The sequence below is a fragment of the Luteimonas campi genome (assembly GCF_051162505.1).
In the GTDB taxonomy this organism is placed as follows: domain Bacteria; phylum Pseudomonadota; class Gammaproteobacteria; order Xanthomonadales; family Xanthomonadaceae; genus Luteimonas.
In genome coordinates this window covers 901943-918540 of record NZ_JBNWEM010000001.1, presented here as the reverse complement: position 1 = coordinate 918540, position 16598 = coordinate 901943, and the positions used below count along the sequence as shown (strand labels likewise).

21 protein-coding genes are annotated in these 16598 nt (G+C 70.2%); 8 read left to right on the top strand and 13 right to left on the bottom strand.

The features are described 5' to 3' along the window. Nucleotides 1–539: 539 nt before the first annotated feature. From minE to ACQYVW_RS04120, 4 genes are read right to left on the bottom strand one after another with little or no spacing between them, the layout of a single operon-like run. Nucleotides 540–803 carry a cell division topological specificity factor MinE gene (gene minE, locus ACQYVW_RS04135; RefSeq protein WP_434934338.1) on the bottom strand — a complete coding sequence of 88 codons (264 nt, stop codon included), beginning with the start codon at nucleotides 801–803 and terminating at the stop codon, nucleotides 540–542. A 3-nt stretch (nucleotides 804–806) separates the two neighbouring features. Beyond that, complete coding sequence (minD, locus tag ACQYVW_RS04130) at nucleotides 807–1616, bottom strand: septum site-determining protein MinD (protein ID WP_434934337.1); 810 nt, start codon at nucleotides 1614–1616, stop codon at nucleotides 807–809. Between the two features lie 25 nt (nucleotides 1617–1641). After that, nucleotides 1642–2415: a septum site-determining protein MinC gene (gene minC, locus ACQYVW_RS04125; protein WP_434946121.1), complete on the bottom strand. Its 774-nt coding sequence runs from the start codon at nucleotides 2413–2415 to the stop codon at nucleotides 1642–1644. Continuing rightward, nucleotides 2412–2999: a GNAT family N-acetyltransferase gene (locus tag ACQYVW_RS04120; RefSeq protein ID WP_434934335.1), complete on the bottom strand. Its 588-nt coding sequence runs from the start codon at nucleotides 2997–2999 to the stop codon at nucleotides 2412–2414. The genes minC and ACQYVW_RS04120 overlap by 4 nt, the downstream gene beginning before the upstream one ends. A gap of 178 nt (nucleotides 3000–3177) precedes the next feature. Here ACQYVW_RS04120 and ACQYVW_RS04115 point away from each other — a divergent pair, with 178 nt between their 5' ends. The 5 genes from ACQYVW_RS04115 (at nucleotide 3178) to ACQYVW_RS04095 (ending at nucleotide 7756) form a co-directional block, all read left to right on the top strand. Then, on the top strand, nucleotides 3178–4419 hold the full coding sequence (locus tag ACQYVW_RS04115) for a sensor histidine kinase (RefSeq protein WP_434934334.1): 1242 nt from the start codon (nucleotides 3178–3180) through the stop codon (nucleotides 4417–4419). Beyond that, a complete protein-coding gene (locus ACQYVW_RS04110) occupies nucleotides 4416–5057 on the top strand; it encodes a response regulator (protein ID WP_434934333.1) in 642 nt (213 codons plus the stop codon). The genes ACQYVW_RS04115 and ACQYVW_RS04110 overlap by 4 nt, the downstream gene beginning before the upstream one ends. A gap of 418 nt (nucleotides 5058–5475) precedes the next feature. Continuing rightward, nucleotides 5476–6627 carry a polyketide cyclase gene (locus ACQYVW_RS04105; protein ID WP_434946120.1) on the top strand — a complete coding sequence of 384 codons (1152 nt, stop codon included), beginning with the start codon at nucleotides 5476–5478 and terminating at the stop codon, nucleotides 6625–6627. Nucleotides 6628–6709: 82 nt separating this feature from the next. Continuing rightward, the gene (locus tag ACQYVW_RS04100; protein ID WP_434934331.1) at nucleotides 6710–7075 is read left to right on the top strand and encodes a DUF423 domain-containing protein; all 366 of its coding nucleotides are present in this window, start codon (nucleotides 6710–6712) and stop codon (nucleotides 7073–7075) included. Between the two features lie 6 nt (nucleotides 7076–7081). After that, nucleotides 7082–7756: a DNA-3-methyladenine glycosylase family protein gene (locus ACQYVW_RS04095; RefSeq protein ID WP_434934330.1), complete on the top strand. Its 675-nt coding sequence runs from the start codon at nucleotides 7082–7084 to the stop codon at nucleotides 7754–7756. 80 nt (nucleotides 7757–7836) lie between these two features. On the opposite strand, the gene ACQYVW_RS04090 is transcribed toward ACQYVW_RS04095, so the two are convergent. From ACQYVW_RS04090 to ACQYVW_RS04065, 6 genes are all read right to left on the bottom strand, one after another. Then, nucleotides 7837–8634 carry a M15 family metallopeptidase gene (locus ACQYVW_RS04090; protein ID WP_434934329.1) on the bottom strand — a complete coding sequence of 266 codons (798 nt, stop codon included), beginning with the start codon at nucleotides 8632–8634 and terminating at the stop codon, nucleotides 7837–7839. 9 nt (nucleotides 8635–8643) lie between these two features. Next, nucleotides 8644–9153 carry a hypothetical protein gene (locus ACQYVW_RS04085; protein ID WP_434946119.1) on the bottom strand — a complete coding sequence of 170 codons (510 nt, stop codon included), beginning with the start codon at nucleotides 9151–9153 and terminating at the stop codon, nucleotides 8644–8646. A gap of 140 nt (nucleotides 9154–9293) precedes the next feature. Beyond that, complete coding sequence (locus tag ACQYVW_RS04080) at nucleotides 9294–9473, bottom strand: DUF4177 domain-containing protein (protein WP_434934327.1); 180 nt, start codon at nucleotides 9471–9473, stop codon at nucleotides 9294–9296. After that, nucleotides 9470–9655, bottom strand: a complete 186-nt coding sequence (locus ACQYVW_RS04075; protein ID WP_434934326.1) for a type II toxin-antitoxin system antitoxin — start codon at nucleotides 9653–9655, stop codon at nucleotides 9470–9472. Before ACQYVW_RS04075 ends, ACQYVW_RS04080 begins: the two co-directional genes overlap by 4 nt. Beyond that, the gene (locus ACQYVW_RS04070; RefSeq protein ID WP_434934325.1) at nucleotides 9655–9933 is read right to left on the bottom strand and encodes a hypothetical protein; all 279 of its coding nucleotides are present in this window, start codon (nucleotides 9931–9933) and stop codon (nucleotides 9655–9657) included. The genes ACQYVW_RS04075 and ACQYVW_RS04070 overlap by 1 nt, the downstream gene beginning before the upstream one ends. Nucleotides 9934–9938: 5 nt before the next feature. Beyond that, the gene (locus tag ACQYVW_RS04065; protein WP_434934324.1) at nucleotides 9939–10793 is read right to left on the bottom strand and encodes an SPFH domain-containing protein; all 855 of its coding nucleotides are present in this window, start codon (nucleotides 10791–10793) and stop codon (nucleotides 9939–9941) included. A gap of 118 nt (nucleotides 10794–10911) precedes the next feature. On the opposite strand from ACQYVW_RS04065, the gene purT reads away from it, so the two are divergent. Both purT and ACQYVW_RS04055 read left to right on the top strand, forming a co-directional pair. Further along, nucleotides 10912–12111: a formate-dependent phosphoribosylglycinamide formyltransferase gene (purT, locus tag ACQYVW_RS04060; protein WP_434946118.1), complete on the top strand. Its 1200-nt coding sequence runs from the start codon at nucleotides 10912–10914 to the stop codon at nucleotides 12109–12111. A 35-nt stretch (nucleotides 12112–12146) separates the two neighbouring features. Beyond that, entirely contained in the window at nucleotides 12147–12494 is a 348-nt protein-coding gene (locus ACQYVW_RS04055) for a hypothetical protein (RefSeq protein WP_434946117.1), read from the top strand. Nucleotides 12495–12584: 90 nt separating this feature from the next. Here ACQYVW_RS04055 and ACQYVW_RS04050 read toward each other — a convergent pair whose 3' ends face one another. Both ACQYVW_RS04050 and ACQYVW_RS04045 read right to left on the bottom strand, forming a co-directional pair. After that, nucleotides 12585–13823: an endonuclease/exonuclease/phosphatase family protein gene (locus ACQYVW_RS04050; RefSeq protein ID WP_434946116.1), complete on the bottom strand. Its 1239-nt coding sequence runs from the start codon at nucleotides 13821–13823 to the stop codon at nucleotides 12585–12587. Continuing rightward, nucleotides 13820–14542, bottom strand: a complete 723-nt coding sequence (locus ACQYVW_RS04045) for an arginyltransferase (protein WP_434934320.1) — start codon at nucleotides 14540–14542, stop codon at nucleotides 13820–13822. Before ACQYVW_RS04045 ends, ACQYVW_RS04050 begins: the two co-directional genes overlap by 4 nt. A gap of 152 nt (nucleotides 14543–14694) precedes the next feature. Here ACQYVW_RS04045 and ACQYVW_RS04040 point away from each other — a divergent pair, with 152 nt between their 5' ends. After that, on the top strand, nucleotides 14695–15348 hold the full coding sequence (locus tag ACQYVW_RS04040) for an EF-hand domain-containing protein (protein WP_434946115.1): 654 nt from the start codon (nucleotides 14695–14697) through the stop codon (nucleotides 15346–15348). A 90-nt stretch (nucleotides 15349–15438) separates the two neighbouring features. On the opposite strand, the gene ACQYVW_RS04035 is transcribed toward ACQYVW_RS04040, so the two are convergent. Next, nucleotides 15439–16584: an RNA polymerase sigma factor gene (locus ACQYVW_RS04035; RefSeq protein ID WP_434934318.1), complete on the bottom strand. Its 1146-nt coding sequence runs from the start codon at nucleotides 16582–16584 to the stop codon at nucleotides 15439–15441. Nucleotides 16585–16598: the final 14 nt, after the last annotated feature.

Below are 16598 nucleotides of genomic sequence, written 5' to 3'. Positions count from 1 at the left end.
TCTCCGCTCGGTCAGGGCATCCTGCCCTGACTCGCGCGCAAGACATCCATGTCTTGCTCGCCGCGATCCCGGACCGCCAGCCCCCGGCTCGTCGTCGTCCTGGCAGTGATGCTCCGGCACAGGACTTGGCACCACGCCATCGAGGTGGAGCGATTTCCCGGCTTGCTGAACGGTGGAATCTACAAGCGGGCAAGCAAGCTTGACCGACTCCGCTGTCGTGAAGCGGTCCAGTTGCGTCCGAAATGACAAGCGTCCGGTCGATCAATAGTTGTTGCCGCAAGCGAACTGGCCTGTGCCTCCCAGCAACAGGATCCGAAGCATCGACGCATCCGCAGCATCGAGCCGCGCCCTGGTGGCCGGGGATCGCGACAAGCAAAACATGGATGTTTTGCGCGCGAGTCAGGACAGGATGTCCTGACCGAGCGGAAAGCGATCCCCGGCCGCCAGGACGCGGCGTCCCACCGAAGTCCGGCACGGATCGCGGGTCGCGGGGCCTTGGCCCCAGCGGTCAGAAGGACCTCTTTGTGAGCGGGACGCGGTCAGGCCGTCGTCGGCCGGTCCTCGGGCAGCGCCACGGAGATGTCGAGGACATCGTGTTCGCCGTCCTTGACCAGGTCCACCTTGACCGCGTCCACGTCCACGCTCACGTACTTGCGGATCACCTCCAGCAGTTCGCGCTGCAGCAGCGGCAGGTAGTCGGGCGCGCCGCGGCTGGTGCGCTCCTGCGCGACGATGATGCGCAGCCGGTCCTTGGCGATCGCCGCGGTGTTCTGCTTCGGCTTGAGGAAATCGAACAGACCCATCACTCAGCTCCCAAAGAGCTTGCTGAAGAAGCCCTTCTTCTCGGCCTGGGTGAAGCGCATCGGCCGGTCTTCGCCGAGCAGGCGGGCAACCGCGTCGTCATAGGCCTGGCCGGCCATCGATTCGCTGGCCAGGATGACGGGCTCGCCCTTGTTGGATGCGTCGAGCACGTCGCTCGACTCGGGGATCACGCCAATGGTCTTGATGCCCAGCACCTCCTCCACGTCGCTGATCGACAGCATCTCGCCCTTCTCCACGCGCGCGGGGTTGTAGCGCGTGAGCAGCAGGTATTCCTGCACGCGCTCGCCGGCTTCTGCCTTGCGGGTCTTGGACGAAAGCAGGCCCAGGATGCGGTCGGAATCGCGCACCGAGGACACTTCCGGGTTGACCACCACGATCGCGCGGTCGGCGAAGTACATCGCCAGGAACGCGCCCTTCTCGATGCCGGCGGGCGAGTCGCACAGGATGTAGTCGAAACCGTCGTCCGACAGGTCCTTGAGCACCTTCTCCACGCCCTCGATGGTCAGCGCGTCCTTGTCGCGCGTCTGCGAGGCCGCCAGCACATAGAGGTTGTCGAAGCGCTTGTCCTTGATCAGCGCCTGCTTGAGCGAGGCCTCGCCCTGGACGACGTTGACGAAGTCGTACACCACGCGGCGCTCGCAGCCCATGATCAGGTCGAGGTTGCGCAGGCCGACGTCGAAGTCGATGACCGCGACCTTCTTGCCGCGCCGCGCCAGGCCGTTGGCCAGGCTGGCGCTGCTGGTGGTCTTGCCGACGCCTCCCTTGCCCGAGGTGACCACGATGATTTCTGCCAAAACACGTCTCCTGTGTGGGTCGCCGTCAATCGAGTGCGGCGATCTTGAGTTCTTCGTCGTCGAGCCAGACCTGGACGGCCTTGCCGTGCAGTTCCTTCGGAATATCTTCCAGCACTTTGTAGTGGCCGGCCACGGCGACCAGTTCGGCGTGGAAGGCGCGGCAGAAGATGCGCGCCTTCGCATTGCCCTGGGCGCCGGCGAGCGCGCGACCGCGCAGCGGGCCGTAGATATGGATCGAGCCGTCGGCAATGACCTCCGCGCCGGCGCCCACCTGGGACAGCACGGTCAGGTCGCGGTTCTCGGCGTAGAGCTGCTGGCCGGAGCGCACCGGCGCGGCCTGCATCAGGCCGGGCGCGGACGGATCCTGGCGCGGGGCGGCCGGTGCCGGTGCCGGGGCCGCCGCGCGCGGGGCCGGCGCTGGCTCCGCGGCGGCAGTTGTCTCACCGGAGCCTGCGACCGACTCGTACTGGGCCCGGAACCGGGCCAGGACCGGCAGCCCGATCTCGGCCGCCAGCTTCTCGTTGTCGCTGCTACCCCAGGCCAGCGCCACCGGCAGCACGCCCGCCTCGCGCAGTGCCTCCACCAGCGCGCGCGCGGTGGCGGCATCCGGAGTGGCGGCCAGGCCGCCGAAGTCCACGATCACCGCGGCACGGGCGAAGAGTTTGGGCGCGCGGGCCACGCGGTTGCGCATTTCCTCGGCCAGGCGTGCGATGTCCAGGGTGCGGATGCGCAGGTTGGCGATGCCCACCTGGCCGATCTTCAGCTCCCCGGCCTGTTCGAAATCCATCGCCGCGCTCATGCGGCGGAGGGCTCGGACACGGCCACGCGCGGACGCAGCAGCCAGGGCTGGTCCGGGAGCTCCTCGCCATAGGTCTCGCGCACCCAGGCGTGGCTGCACATGTCCTTGGCCATCATCGAGGCGCGGATGCCGTTCTCCGGCATCACGTGCTGCCCGATCTCGCGGAAGCCGAAGCTGCCGTGGAACAGCCGCACCGGGTCGGCGTCGTGTTCGAGGAAGACCTCGCAGGTCAGCAGCGGGTAGCGCAGTTCGGCATAGCTCTGCGCATCGGCATAGAAGGCGCGGCCCACGCCGCCGCCGCGGCGGCGGCTGGCCACCACGATGCGGTCGATGTAGAAGAAGCGGTCGCAGTGGGTGCGGAACCAGTGGAAGTTGCTGCTGTCGTGCTCCGCGTCCGAACCCAGGCCCACCAGGAAGCCGGTGAGGACCCCGTCGCGTTCGGCGACGCGGAAGTATTCGGCGGTGTCGTGGAACCTGCGGATGCGGGCGGCGTCCAGCGGCAGGATCGTCGGGCCAGCGGCGTTGTTGAGGGCGAGGATGGAATCCAGCTCGTGCTCGCGCACGTCGCGGATGACGATCGACATTCCTGACTCCAGAAGACTGCGGGTGCTGCACGGCCGCAGGTCGGCAAACGGCGGATGGGCCATGCGACGGCCACTGCGGATTATCGCATGGGCCACCAGCCGGGGGCGACCGCGCCTCGCGCAGGCCGCATGACTTCCGTGGGGGTCGCGGGGGCGTCGATTGCGCCTACCATGGGCCATGCTGTCCCGCCTCGACCATGCCCGCCTGCTGCGCTACGCCGGCCTGTTCACCTGGGCGGTGATGCTGTTGCCGCTCTGGGTGATCTCCGGGCCGGTGGACGAGGCCGAACCCCTGTCCAGCGTCGGGGCGGGCTGGAACGCCTGGTTCGCCTGGGGTCTGTTCGGGTTCAGTTTCGCCTGGCTGACCCGGGCCCTGGATTCGCGCCGGGTCAGCCTGCCCGACTACGTGCTGCTGGTGGTGATGATCGGCAGCGCGGTGGCGCTGAGCTACTACAGCAATACCGGTCTGGGCGTGCTGCTGCTGATGGTGGCGGCCTGCGTCCTGCCGTGGCTGCTGCCGCTGCCGGTAAGCATCGCCGCCCTGGTGGTCAGCGTGCTGCTGGTGGTGCCGGTGTACGTGCGCGCGATCGGCTTCTCGCTGCTCGAAGCGGTGATGCAGTCGATGCTGTACGTGGGTTTCAACTGCTTCGTGTTCGCCACCGGCTACGTGGCCCGCCAGCAGGTGCTGGCGCGGGACGAGCAACGGCGGCTGAACGCCGAGTTGCGGGCCACCCGCGCACTGCTGGCGGAAAGCGTGCGCGTGAACGAGCGCACCCGCATCTCGCGCGAGCTGCACGACCTGCTCGGCCACCACCTGACCGCGCTGAGCCTGAATCTCGAGGTCGCCAACCACCTGGTCAGCGGGCAGGCGCAGGAGCACGTGGGCCAGGCCCATACCCTGGCCAAGCTGCTGCTGAGCGACGTGCGCGAGGCGGTGAGCCGCCTGCGCGACGACGACGCCATCGACATGCGCGCCACCCTCCTGCCGCTGGCGGACAACGTGCCGGGGCTGCGCATCGACATCGACATGCCGCAGACCTTCCTGGTCGACGACCCCGAGCGCGCGCACGTGCTGCTGCGCTGCACCCAGGAGATCATCACCAACGCCGTGCGCCACGCCGAGGCGAGCCTGCTGCGCCTGCGCTACCGCCTCGATGGAGACGCGGTGCTGCTCGAGGCGCGCGACGACGGCCGCGGCGCCGAGGGTGCCACCGCCGGCAACGGCCTGCTGGGCATGCGCGAACGGCTGGCCGCACACGGCGGCAGCCTGCAGGTGGAAACCTCGCCCGGCCGCGGCTTCACCGTCCGCCTGCGCCTGCCCATGGACGGCGGCGTGGTGGTCATCGATCCCATCCGCCCGGCCATTGCGGCCGATGGCCACGACCCATCCAACCAGACCCGACCCCTGGAGGTCCCATGATCCGCGTCTGCCTGGTCGACGACCAGACCCTGGTACGACAGGGCATCCGCTCGCTGCTGGCGCTCGACGGCGGCATCGAGGTGATTGCCGAGGCCGGCGACGGCAAGCAGGCGGTCGAGCTGATCCCCGAGGTCAAGCCCGACGTGGTGCTGATGGACATGCGCATGCCGGCGATGTCGGGGCTGGAGGCGCTGCAGGCGCTGTCCCGCGCCGGCCAGCTCCCGCCCACCATCATCCTGACCACCTTCGACGACGACCAACTGGTCCTGGCTGGCATGAAGGCCGGGGCCAAGGGGTACCTGCTCAAGGACGTGTCGCTGGAGCAGCTGGTGGGCGCGATCCGCACCGTGGCTGAGGGCGGCTCGCTCGTGCAGCCGGCGGTGACCCAGCGGCTGCTGTCGGGGCTGGAGCACATGCGCAACGACTTCGTCAGCCTGGACCGGCCCGACCCGCTGACCGACCGCGAGACCGAGATCCTGCGGCTGATGGCCGGCGGCTTCTCCAACAAGGAGATCGCCAACTCGCTGGGCGTCGCCGAGGGCACGATCAAGAACCATGTGTCCAACATCCTGTCCAAGCTCGGCGTGCGCGACCGCACCCGCGCGGTGCTCAAGGCCTTCGAACTGCAGCTGGTCTGACGGCGGCGGGATGATCCGGGCCGGTGCTGCGCGCCGGCCGCTATTCCGCGAGGGCGGAGGCGGCGCTTCCCTGCCGGGCAGCGCCACGGGACGTCTAGGCCCGCGTGACCGGCTGACCCTGGCCGGCGTGCGTGAGCGTGTCCTGGGCGCCCGAGGGCAGGGGGCGCGGTCGACCCGGGTCGGCGTTGGACGCGGCCCAAGGCGGCGGTCCACCAGGCGTCCGGTCTGCGCGCTTGCGCCTGCCGCGCACCGGCCTGCCAGGGTGCGGCAGGGCACCCTCGCCGGACGGTCGGTTGCGTCGGCAACGGTGGCCCGACCTGCATTCCCGCGCATTTGTGACTCGCCGTGCGCGCGGGGTTCTTGATAGGATTGGCCACTTGCGCCTGCCACGGCAGGAAATGGTCCCGGAGAACCCTGAATGACCCGTTTGATCGAGATCCTGATTTCCACGGCGATCGTCGCCGCGCTGTTCGTGCTCGTCGCTCTGTTCCTGCCGTCGAGCCGCACGATCACCGAAAAGGTCGAGACCAACCGGCGTCAGGCCATCGTGTTCGACACGCTCAACAGCTTCAAGCGCTTCAAGGACTGGAACGCCCTGACCATGCGCGATCCGGCCACCAAGCTCGAGATCTCGGGCCCCGAGGCCGGCGTTGGCGCCCGCCTGGACTACAGCTCCGAGGCGCGCGCGCTGGGCGAGGGCAGCTGGGAAATCGTCGAGAGCGAAGCGGACAGCCGCGTCGCCTTCCGCCTGGAGAATCCGGACCGCGGCGACAACAAGCGCATGGAGTTCACCCTCAAGCCGACGGGACGCGGCGGGCGCAACATCGAGATCACCCAGCGCTACGACGTCGACTACGGCTGGAACCTGCTGGGGCGCTATGCCGGCCTGTACGTGCGTGGCCACGTGGGTGAGGACATGAAGCTCGGCCTGGCCAAGCTGTCCAGCGTGCTGGCGGGCGTGCCCAACGTCGACTACCGCGCCGATGGCGTGCGCCTGAGTGGCCTGGGCGTGGTCGACGTGCCGGCCGAGAACCTGCTGTCGGTTTCCGCCGGCGCCGTGGAGCGCAACAACGAGACGATCAAGCAGTCGATGAAGGCCAACAGCGAGTGGATCAAGCGCACCATGGATGCGAATGATCTGGAGCCGGCCGGCCCGCTGCGCATCGTCTCCACCGAGCTGGGTCGCGAGAACTACACCTTCGACGTGGTCCAGCCGGTGCGCCGCAAGGGTGCCGGGTCGGACGCTCCGGAAGCAGCCGAGGGCGAGGCCGACGAAGCGGCCGCGCAGCCGGTCGCCCAGGCGCCTGCGGTCGACGAGGGCCCGCTGGAAGTCACCATCCCCGATGGCGCTCCGGTCGAATACCTTCGCGTGGAAGCCGGCAAGGCCGCCAGCGGCGACTACCAGGGCTACATGGCCGAGCTCGAGAACGTGCGCAACGCGGTGCGTGCCTGGGCGATGACCCAGGGCTTCGAGGTCACCGACCGTCCGTATGAGATCTACAAGAACGGCATCGACGAGGCGTTCACCGAGAACGGCGAGTTCGAGGTGTTCTGGAAGCTCAAGCAGTAAGCAGTCTTCGCGCATCCATGCCGATGTCCGTCGCGCGCCGCATCCCGAGGATGCGGCGCGCTGCGTTTGGGAGTGCGGTCCGGTGAGTCGTGTCCGTGCAGCCGCGGCCCCGCGCTGGCTCCGCGCCTGCGGTGCGGTGCTGGCCGCGCTCGCCGTGGCGCTGGCGGCCTATGCCTCGCACGCGGCCGATCCGGCCACGCGAGGCCAGTTGCAGACGGCCGCGCTGTTCGCCTTCGGCCACGGCATCGCGTTGGCGGCCCTGGCCGGGAGCGCGGCATCGCGGCTGGCGCTGGGCGCGCTGGCGATGCTGCTGGCAGGCAGCCTCCTGTTCTGCGGCGCGCTGCTGGCCAGGTCGTTGTGGGGCCTGTCGTCCGCGCCCGCGCCGTTCGGCGGCATGCTGCTCATCGGCGGCTGGCTGCTGTACGCGTTCGCCGCGCTGCGCGACTGAGCGGCGATGCCGCGATACGCGAGAGGCTTCGACACGGCTGCGGCCTGGGAGCACCTGCAGCGCCGCGATCGTCGCCTCGGTACATGGATGAAGCGGATCGGCCCGATCGCGCCCGAGCCGCGCTGGCGGCTGCGTTTCGATCCGGTCGACGCGCTGGCGCGGGCGATCCTGTTCCAGCAGCTCAGCGGCAAGGCGGCCTCGACCATCGTCGGTCGGGTGGAGGCGGCGGTCGGCAGCACCCGCCTGCATGCCGCGACGCTGGCGCGGATCGATGACGCGGCGCTGCGCGCCTGCGGGGTGTCCGGCAACAAGGCCCTGGCGCTGCGCGATCTGGCTGCGCGGGAGACGCGGGGCGAACTGCCGACGCTGCGACAGATGGCCACGATGCACCACGACGAGATCGTCGCCGCGCTGGTGCAGGTGCGCGGCATCGGCCGCTGGACCGTGGAGATGATGCTGATGTTCCGGCTGGGCAGGCCCGACGTGCTGCCGGTCGACGACCTGGGCATCCGCAAGGGCCTGCAGCGGGTCGACCGGCTCGAGACGATGCCGACGCCCCGGGAACTGGCCGCGCGCGGCGAAACATGGGGGCCCTACCGCACCTACGCCGGCCTGTATCTCTGGCGCATCGCCGACCTGGCGACGACGTCGAAGGCGCCCACGAACCGCTCGCAGGACTAGCCAGGTCGCAGCGCCGCCCGCGGCCTGCCGGGCGAGGGGTCTCCTCCGCCGCCGCCCGACTGGTGGCAGCGCGCCTGCTGTCAGCGCTGCGCCGCTGCGCGCAGGTACCGCCAGTGCCAGGGTTCGTAGACGATGCCGTGCGGGTTGCCGCGCGGATAGCTCATCGCGAAGCCGAAGCCGCCAGCGTGCCGCTGCAGCCAGGCGAACGCCGGGGTCCGTTCGAACGAGGCTTCCGCCGGCGGTTCGCCAGTGGTGCCGATGTCGAGCGCCTCGCCCGAATGGTGTTCGCTGAATCCCGGCGCGGCATTGACCGCGAGGATGTCCGCCAGCGCGAATCCGCGCGCGCGCTTGCGTTCGAAGATGCCCAGCTGGTAGTCGTGGCTGCGGTAGCCCGAGATCGCATCCAGCGCGACCTGGTCGCGCCCGGCAGCCTCGCGCATGCGTTGCCAGGCGCGCGCGGCATCCGCCGACAGCCACAGCGCGCGGCGATAGCGGTCGAAGCCGGCCAGCGAGAGCATCACCGGCTCGGGCACCAGCTGCAGTCCGCATTCCCCTGCGTAGGCCTCCGCCTCGAGGCCGAGCGCGTCGAGTCGCTCGGCCATCCGGTGCAGCGGCAGACTGCCGGCGCCGCCGGTCGGCGGGTCGTCGAGCAGGTCCAGCGCCTCATCCACGCCGGGCTCGCGCGACCAGCGCGGCAGCAGCGGCATCAGCCCTTCGGGCAGCACGGCGGCCAGGTAGGCGCCGTCGCGCTTGCGCCGCAGCACGCGCGATGCGCGCGCGAGGATGCGCGCATCGCCGTTGGCGCGCGCGCGCAGCAGCCACGCGGGCCAGAGCTCGAGGTCGGCGGTGTTGAACAGGGTACGGGGCAGGACACGCATCGGCGCAGCTTATCGGTGCGATGGAAGTGTCGCCAGCTCGCGCAGCCGTTCCAGCAGTTCGAGCGGCCGGGCCGGACTGAGCAACAACACCCGGCCGTCGCGCTGCGGCAGCATCAGCACGCGGCCGGTCGCGGTCAGCAGGCAGAAGGCACGCTGTCGATTGCGCAGCAGGTAGTGGCCGGCGCGGAACCCGGGCAGGCCCAATCGGTTGATCCCCAGCATCGGGGCGTAGTCCGTGTGTTCGGCCAGGTCGATCACGCGCGCACGCTCGAGGTCCAGCACCTGGATGCCGACGCGGCGGGTGTAGAACGCGGCCGCCACGACCAGCTCCCATTCCTGGAGGGCAATCGACCTGCGACGCAACGCGAGCGATGGCGCGACGAGGATCAGCGCGATCGCGAATGGGGCCAGCAGCCAGGCCGGAGCCGGGGTCGGCTGCGCCTGCTGCGGCTGCAGCCAGGCAGCGACGAGCAGGGCCAGCGCCGGCGCCAGCAACCAGAACCAGGGTGCGCGCGACATGGGTACCAGCGGGACCTCCTGGCGGTTCACCGGTCGCTCCCCTGCGCCGCAAGCGCGGCCGTCCTCATGATGGCGATCCGCGGCATGAGCGAGTGCCGTCGCCGGTCCGGCGGCGCAGCGCGGTGAGCGCGCACGTCATGTCACACCGGTCGCTTCAGGTAGAGGCGCACCGAGTCCGCAACATTGGTGTGGCTGACCGCGACCAGCTCCCAGCCCTGGCGCGCGTGCCGGTCGAGTGCGCCCTGGAGATTTTCCGTCAGCTTGCGGTTGAACAGGGTGGCCCTCACTTCGACGACCTGGTGTTCCCAGCGCTGGCTCATGGCGCCTCCTCCTCGTCCGGTTGCGACGGCGTCTGCGGCAGCCGTCCCGCCTTGCGCAGCGCATCGCGCAGCACGTATTCGATCTGCGCGTTGAGGCTGCGCAACTCGTCGTCGGCCCATTTCTGCGCGGCCGCCAGCACGTCGGCGCTGATCCGCAGGGGATAGGCCTTGCGCTCGGCCATCAGCGCCGTCCCCGTCCGCGCAGGTGCAGCAGCATCGAGACCAGCAGCGCGTTCACCACGATCACCATCAGTACCGCCACCGTGGTCGCGATGCCGCGGTCGGCCCCTGCGAAGTACAGGCCGATCGCGCCGGCGAACATGGCCAGCGCGATCCCGGCCCAGCGCAGCGCCAGCCCGCGCGCCTTGGGATCGACCGCGGCCGCGCGCGCCTGCCAGGCGGCGATTCCCAGCGCGGGAAGCGCGGTGAGGGCGATCAGCAGTGGCGCCAGGGCGTGCATGACGCTCAGTACAGCGAGCCGGTGTTGACGATGGGCTGGGTACTGCGATCGCCGCACAGGACCACCAGCAGGTTGCTGACCATGGCCGCGCGCCGCTCCTCGTCGAGCTTCACCGTGCCGCTCTTCTCCAGCTCCGCCAGCGCCATCTCCACCATGCCGACCGCTCCGGCGACGATGCGCGTGCGCGCGGCGATCACCGCGTTGGCCTGCTGCCGCTGCAGCATCGCCTGGGCGATCTCCGGCGCATACGCCAGATGGCTGATGCGCGCCTCGAGCACGTCGACGCCGGCCGAAGCGAGGCGTTCGTCGAGCTGCTCCTTGAGCCGGTCGGAAATCTCCACCGGATGGCTGCGCAGCGAGATCTGGCCGTCCTCGTGCTGGTCGTAGGGATAGCTGGTCGCCATCGCCCGCAGCGCCGCCTCGGACTGGATGTGGACGAAGCTTTCGTAGTCGTCCACGTTGAACACCGCCTCGGCCGAGTCGACCACGCGCCAGACGATCACCGCGGCGATCTCGATCGGCGATCCGTCCAGTTCGTTGACCTTGAGCTTGCCGCTTTCGAAGTTGCGCACGCGCAGCGAGACCTTCTTCTTGCTGAAGAACGGGTTGTTCCAGCGCAGGCCTGCCTCCTTCACCGTGCCCACGTACTTGCCGAACAGGCTCAGCACCGCGGCCTGGTTGGGTTCGACCATGTACAGGCCCACCAGTCCGCCCAGCGCGGCCAGGGCGACGGCCGCCGCCATCAGCTGCTGCAGCGGCGCCTGCGCGGCGAGGAAGTACCACCCGGCCGCCAGCACGGCGGCCAGCAGCGCCAGAAGCATGGGAATGCCGGGCAGGGAGCGGATCGGGTTCTCTCTCATGGCCTGTCTCCAGGTCCCCGATTGGGACAGCTTGAAGATATCAAATTGATATCAGATGGCAAGAGGGTGGCATGGCCCATGGATAGAATGACCTCCCTTTCTTCGTCCCGGACCCGTCATGCCCCGCCTCGGAACCCCCCTGTCGCCCTCGGCGACCCGCGTACTGCTGCTTGGATCGGGGGAGCTGGGCAAGGAGGTGGCGATCGAGCTGCAGCGCCTGGGCGTGGAGGTGATCGCCGCCGACCGCTATCCGGACGCACCCGCGATGCAGGTCGCCCATCGCAGCCACGTGCTGGACATGCTCGATCCGGCCGCGCTCACCGCGCTGATCGAGCGCGAGCGACCGCATCTGGTGGTCCCCGAGATCGAGGCCATCCACACACCCACCCTGGTGGCGCTGGAGCGCGACCGCGGCCAGCGCGTGGTGCCGACCGCGCGCGCGGCGCGCCTGACGATGGACCGCGAAGGGATCCGTCGGCTGGCGGCCGAGACCCTGGGGCTGCCGACCTCGCCCTACCGCTTCGTCGATACCGAGGCCGAATACCGCGAGGCGGTCGCCGCCATCGGGCTGCCCTGCGTGGTCAAGCCGGTGATGTCGTCCTCGGGCAAGGGCCAGAGCACGCTGCGCGAGGCGGACGACATCGGGCCGGCCTGGGAGTACGCGCAGACCGGGGGCCGCACCGGCGCAGGGCGCTGCATCGTCGAGGGCTTCGTCGATTTCGATTACGAGATCACCCTGCTTACGGTGCGTCACGCGGGCGGCACCTCGTTCTGCGCTCCGGTCGGGCACCTGCAGCGCGATGGCGACTATCGCGAGAGCTGGCAGCCGCAGCCGATGTCGCCGCGCGCGCTGGAGCGTTCGATGCAGGTGGCGCGCGCCATCACCGACGATCTCGGCGGCTGGGGCGTGTTCGGGGTGGAACTGTTCGTGAAGGGCGACGAGGTCTGGTTCAGTGAAGTGTCGCCGCGGCCGCACGATACCGGACTGGTCACCCTGGTCTCGCAGGACCTGAGCCAGTTCGCGCTGCATGCGCGGGCGATCCTCGGCCTGCCGGTGGGCGCAGACGATGGCAGCTTCGTCCCGCAACGCGGGCCATCGGCCTCGAGCGCCATGCTCGCCGAAGGCGTGGGCGTGCCGGCATTCGGCAACCTCGATGCCGCCCTGCGCGCGCCCGACACCGCGCTGCGACTGTTCGGCAAGCCGCGGGTGGACGGGCAGCGACGCGTGGGCGTCACGCTCGCGCGCGCGGATTCGATCGAGGCCGCGCGTGCGGTCGCGCGCGATGCGACCGCGGCCATTACCATCGTTCTGGAGTAGCGCCGCGGCGTCCAGGTTCGAACACAGGAGCAGGCATGAAAGGCAGCAGCGGCTATGCCGTTTTCTTCTATCCGCAGGCGCTGGAAGCACTGGGCGATGCGATCAAGCCCTATCTGCAGGACGGCCAAGCCGGCCCGCATGTGGTCTGCCGCGAAATCGACACGGCCGGTGCCTTCGTCGAGATGACGATGTCGGCCCTGACCCAGGAGGGGCAGGAGGTCACGCTCGACCTGCTGGTGCCGTCCGGCATGGTGCGGATGGTGGTGTCCAGCCAGCAGGCTGGAAGCTTCGGGTTCCGGCCGCATGCGCAGACGGCAGGCGTCGGGTCTGCTTCGCCGGCCGGCGCCAAGACGGGCGACGAGGCGGGCGTGCCTGCCGCGTGATCCGGCAGCGCGGGTGATCCCGGCCTCGCGCGAGCGCTGGCGGCACGGGGCGAGGCGCAGGATGCCAGGGCAGGCCCCCGGCGCGCGGGTTCATTCCAGCAGATCCACCCAGACCAGGTGATGGTCGCTGGCGGTGGCGATGGCTTCGTCCGGATGTCCGGGCGGCGGCCAGAACACGCCCGACCCGCTCAGCCGGAAGCCGGTGGAGGGCAGGGCATAGTCCAGTCGCAGGTTGCCCACGCGCGGACCGAAGCGTCCCGTGTCGTGCGCGTGCACGCCGCGATGTCCCTCGTTGCCCGGCGCGCTGGCGGCGGCCAGCGCCGCGCCTTCGCTGGCCGGCGGCTCATGACGCAACAGGCGCGGGTGCCCGATCAGCGAACGGATCGCCGCGGGATCGCCATTGCCGTCGACCGGGTCGCTGTTGAGGTCGCCCAGGATCACGAAGCGCGCTCCTGCATCCAGCCCGCCGCAGCGGCCGGCGTCGTCGCACAGCCACGCGTCCTGTCCCGGCGCGGGCGTGATGTATTCGTGCCAGAGCCGGATCTCGTCGTGGTTGCGCGCCACGTTGCGCTTTTCCGGACCATCGAACGCGGGCGGCGTGGGGTGCGAGGCCAGGAGGTGGATTTCGCCGAGTGGCGTGTCGACCGGCACGTCCCAGTGCGACTTGGACGACAGGCGCAGCTGTTCCCACACCGCGTCGGGATGGAACGGGGCACCGGTTGCCGGATCCACCGGGCGACGCGCGCCGGGCATCGCACTCCATTGCAGGCGCTGGAAGCTGCGCACGCGGGCGACATCGATCGGATGCCGCGACAGCACCAGCATCCCGTACTGCCCCGGGTGCAGGCCGTAGCCCCAGGCGTCGTTGCCGCGCTCGCGACCGGTGCCGCCGACCTGGCCGTTGCCGTCCAGGTCCAGGCCGCTGGGCACGCCGGTGTTGACCGGCGCCAGGTAGCGGTAGGGGTAGCGCAGCGGCTCGCCTCCGCCGGCCTGCGGCCGTTCCAGGTACTCGCGTTGGAACAGGTCGGCGGCGCGGCCTTCGGCGTCGTAGTCGAACTCGTTGAGCAGCACGATGTCCGGCCGCACCTTCTGCAGCACGGCCGCGATGCGGCCCGCCTGGGCGTTGCCGAGTTCCAGGCGCCGGATCAGCCCGCCCGCATCCTCGTCATACAGCGAGACGTTGTAGCTGGCGACGCGGAGCGGGGCGGGATCGGGCATCTTGGAACCGGATTGCGGCGGAGTGCCATGCACGTTGACCCGCACGCAGGCGGCGAGCGCCAGCGCGGACAGGGCCAATGCGCACAGGGCGAGGAGCTTGCGTCGACTCATGCCGGCGCGATCGCGTCGAACGGACGCCACTGGCGCCCGTCGAAGCCTTCCAGCGGGTGGAACCTGCGTTTGTAGTCCATCTTCTCGTGTCCCGCGATCCAGTAGCCGAGGTAGAGGTGGCGGCGGCGTTCGCGCCGCGCCCAGTCGATCTGGCGCAGGATCGCCAGCGTGCCCAGGCCGCGCGCGGCCAGCGCCGGATCATAGAAGGTGTAGACGGCCGACATCGCCTGGGCATCGATGTCGGTCACCGCCACCGCCAGCAGGCGGCCGTGTTCGCGCAGTTCCATGAAGCGCGTGTTGGCCCAGCTGCCGACCAGGAACTGGTCGAACTCGTGGGCGCCATGCCCGTCCATGCCACCGCCGGGATGACGCGCGGCGAGGTAGCGTTGATAGAGCTCCAGGCGCTCGTCGCTGCGCTGCGCCGGCAGGATGCGGGCTTCGATGGCGGCATTGCGCGCCAGGCAGCGGCGCTGGCTGCGATCGGGCCGGAAATCCTCCAGCGGGATCCGCACCGCCACGCAGGCCCGGCAACCCACGCAATGGGGCCGGTAGACGATGTCGCCGGAGCGGCGGAATCCCCACTGCAGCGCCTGCGGATAGAACGCGGCCAGCCGGTCGTCGTGCGGATCGAACACCAAGTCGCGCGCGACCCGCTCCGGCCAGTAGCCGCAGGCGTGCTCGCCGGTGTGGAACAGCCGGAGGTTGTCGTTCTCGCCCATGGCGCCGGCAGCATACTGCGGCCGCGTCGCAACTGCCGCGAATCGGGCCTATCCGGCGGCTGAACCGTGCGGGATCACGGTCAACGGCCTGGCCGGCGGGTGCGTTGATGGATGCACGGCGGCACTGGCGCCGCATCCCGAGGAACCCGCACATGAAGCACAGGACCCTGTTCACCGCGCTGGCGCTGGTCGCGATGGCTGGCGGCACGGCCGCCGCCCAGCCTGCGGATGCCGCGCAGCGCGGCGCCAAGGCAACGCTCGACCGCAATGGCGACGGTGTCATCGACCGCGCCGAAGCGGCCGCATTTCCGCGCCTGGCCGAGCGCTTCGACCGGCTCGACCGCAACGGCGACGGCCGCCTGGACGCCAGCGAGCGACCGCAGCACCGGCATGGGCGGCGCGGCGGCAAGGGTGGGCCGCACCGCGGCCACCATGACCCCGCGCATCTGGATGGCGATGGCGACGGTCGCCTGAGTCGCGCCGAAGTGGACGCTGCCGGCGCCGGCCGCGGCCGCCGCGCCGGCAGGCTGGCCGAACACTTCGACGCGATCGACGGCAACCGCGACGGTTACCTGGTCCGCGGCGAGATCCGCGCCTGGCACGAGCGCCAGCGCCCGCAGCGCGAAGCGCAGATGCGCAAGCGCTTCGACGAGCGTTTCGTCGCCGCCGACCTCAATGGCGACGGCAGGCTCAGCCGCGTCGAAGTCGAGGAGAAGATGCCGCGACTGGCCAAGCGCTTCGCCTGGATGGACGACAACCGCGACGGTTTCCTGAGCCGCGACGAGCTGCAGCCCAAGCGCGGCTGACGGCGCCATCGCGCTGGGACCACAGGCCCGCGTCGAAAGACGCGGGCCTGTCTACATAAGCCCGGCACGCGGCCCGGCGGTCGGCCGCGCTCAGCCGATCGGCGAGAAATGCAGCTGGGCGATCACCAGCGAGCCGATCACGATGACGTTGCTCATCAGCACGCCGGTCCGGCCCCAGGTGAGCCGGTAGGCGAGCACGCGCTGGCGCGCGCCGACCGGATCGCGTCGCGCGTCGCGCGCCAGCAGCGGTGTCATCAGCCTGGGCAGAATGACCAGCAGCTGCCAGTTCATGGCGAGCAGGGCGATGGAGATGGCGATGAAGGTGTGGCCCACCTCGCGGAAGGCGAAATGGGTCGCGACGATCGCCGCGATCATCACCAGCGACAGCGCGATGTAGCGGCGCGAGAACCGCAGCAGCCGTGCGCGCTCGGCCTCGTCGTCGGCATAGTCGAGGATGATGCCGCGCGCGAACCAGGCCGCCACCAGGCCGCCGAGCAGGCCGCCCGCGGCGGCACCGGCGAAACCCAGGGCGAACCGGGCGAACAGGCTGCCGGCGATCGACTTGGTGGCGATGCCCAGCCCTGCGGCGGCAGCCGGCTTGCTGAGCCCGAGGGTGGCGGTGACGCCGACCGCGAACGCCGCCGAGGGCGCGCTGCTGCGGGCGAACTCGGCGAAGCGCGTGAGCAGGTCCTCGCGCACGCTCTGGCGGGCCCGCGACAGGCGCTTGCGCACGGCCGCGTCGGACAGGCCGAGCAGCATCGCCACCTGCTTCGAACTCTGTCCTTCGCGATAGTAGAGCAGCAGGGCCTCGCGACTCTCCGCAGGCAGTTCAGAGATCAGGTCGGCGGCCACCGCATCGCGTTCGGCGTCGAGCGCCTGCTGCATCGGGCAGCCGTCGGGATCGGCGGCATGCTGGATGGCCAGGTCGGCCGCTTCGCCGTCGAGCATGCGGTTGCGGCGGCCGCGCAGATGGTCGTGAGCGAGGTTGCGGGTGATCTGGCGCAGCCAAGGCAGGAAGCTGGACGGGTTCTTCAGCCGCGGCAGGTGGTGCCAGGCCGAGAGGAAGGCCTCCTGGGCGATGTCCTCGCTGGTGTGCACGTCGCGGGTGATGGCCAGGGCGACGGCCGTGACCGCGTTCTGGCTGGCCACGATGATACGGCCGTAGGCGTCGCGGTCGCCGCGAACGGCGGCAGGCAGTTCGCGCTTGATCAGCAGGTCGATGGCGTCGTTGGACATGCGGTTTCGTCGAA

What these genes read in the sequence shown, in the direction of transcription:
- minE (WP_434934338.1), bottom strand. Translation starts at nt 803, where the DNA reads ATGGGTCTGTTCGATTTCCTCAAGCCGAAGCAGAACACCGCGGCGATC.
- minC (WP_434946121.1), bottom strand. Translation starts at nt 2,415, where the DNA reads ATGAGCGCGGCGATGGATTTCGAACAGGCCGGGGAGCTGAAGATCGGC.
- ACQYVW_RS04120 (WP_434934335.1), bottom strand. Translation starts at nt 2,999, where the DNA reads ATGTCGATCGTCATCCGCGACGTGCGCGAGCACGAGCTGGATTCCATC.
- ACQYVW_RS04115 (WP_434934334.1), top strand. Translation starts at nt 3,178, where the DNA reads ATGCTGTCCCGCCTCGACCATGCCCGCCTGCTGCGCTACGCCGGCCTG.
- ACQYVW_RS04110 (WP_434934333.1), top strand. Translation starts at nt 4,416, where the DNA reads ATGATCCGCGTCTGCCTGGTCGACGACCAGACCCTGGTACGACAGGGC.
- ACQYVW_RS04105 (WP_434946120.1), top strand. Translation starts at nt 5,476, where the DNA reads ATGACCCGTTTGATCGAGATCCTGATTTCCACGGCGATCGTCGCCGCG.
- ACQYVW_RS04095 (WP_434934330.1), top strand. Translation starts at nt 7,082, where the DNA reads ATGCCGCGATACGCGAGAGGCTTCGACACGGCTGCGGCCTGGGAGCAC.
- ACQYVW_RS04090 (WP_434934329.1), bottom strand. Translation starts at nt 8,634, where the DNA reads ATGCGTGTCCTGCCCCGTACCCTGTTCAACACCGCCGACCTCGAGCTC.
- ACQYVW_RS04085 (WP_434946119.1), bottom strand. Translation starts at nt 9,153, where the DNA reads ATGTCGCGCGCACCCTGGTTCTGGTTGCTGGCGCCGGCGCTGGCCCTG.
- ACQYVW_RS04080 (WP_434934327.1), bottom strand. Translation starts at nt 9,473, where the DNA reads ATGAGCCAGCGCTGGGAACACCAGGTCGTCGAAGTGAGGGCCACCCTG.
- ACQYVW_RS04075 (WP_434934326.1), bottom strand. Translation starts at nt 9,655, where the DNA reads ATGGCCGAGCGCAAGGCCTATCCCCTGCGGATCAGCGCCGACGTGCTG.
- ACQYVW_RS04070 (WP_434934325.1), bottom strand. Translation starts at nt 9,933, where the DNA reads ATGCACGCCCTGGCGCCACTGCTGATCGCCCTCACCGCGCTTCCCGCG.
- ACQYVW_RS04065 (WP_434934324.1), bottom strand. Translation starts at nt 10,793, where the DNA reads ATGAGAGAGAACCCGATCCGCTCCCTGCCCGGCATTCCCATGCTTCTG.
- purT (WP_434946118.1), top strand. Translation starts at nt 10,912, where the DNA reads ATGCCCCGCCTCGGAACCCCCCTGTCGCCCTCGGCGACCCGCGTACTG.
- ACQYVW_RS04055 (WP_434946117.1), top strand. Translation starts at nt 12,147, where the DNA reads ATGAAAGGCAGCAGCGGCTATGCCGTTTTCTTCTATCCGCAGGCGCTG.
- ACQYVW_RS04050 (WP_434946116.1), bottom strand. Translation starts at nt 13,823, where the DNA reads ATGAGTCGACGCAAGCTCCTCGCCCTGTGCGCATTGGCCCTGTCCGCG.
- ACQYVW_RS04045 (WP_434934320.1), bottom strand. Translation starts at nt 14,542, where the DNA reads ATGGGCGAGAACGACAACCTCCGGCTGTTCCACACCGGCGAGCACGCC.
- ACQYVW_RS04040 (WP_434946115.1), top strand. Translation starts at nt 14,695, where the DNA reads ATGAAGCACAGGACCCTGTTCACCGCGCTGGCGCTGGTCGCGATGGCT.
- ACQYVW_RS04035 (WP_434934318.1), bottom strand. Translation starts at nt 16,584, where the DNA reads ATGTCCAACGACGCCATCGACCTGCTGATCAAGCGCGAACTGCCTGCC.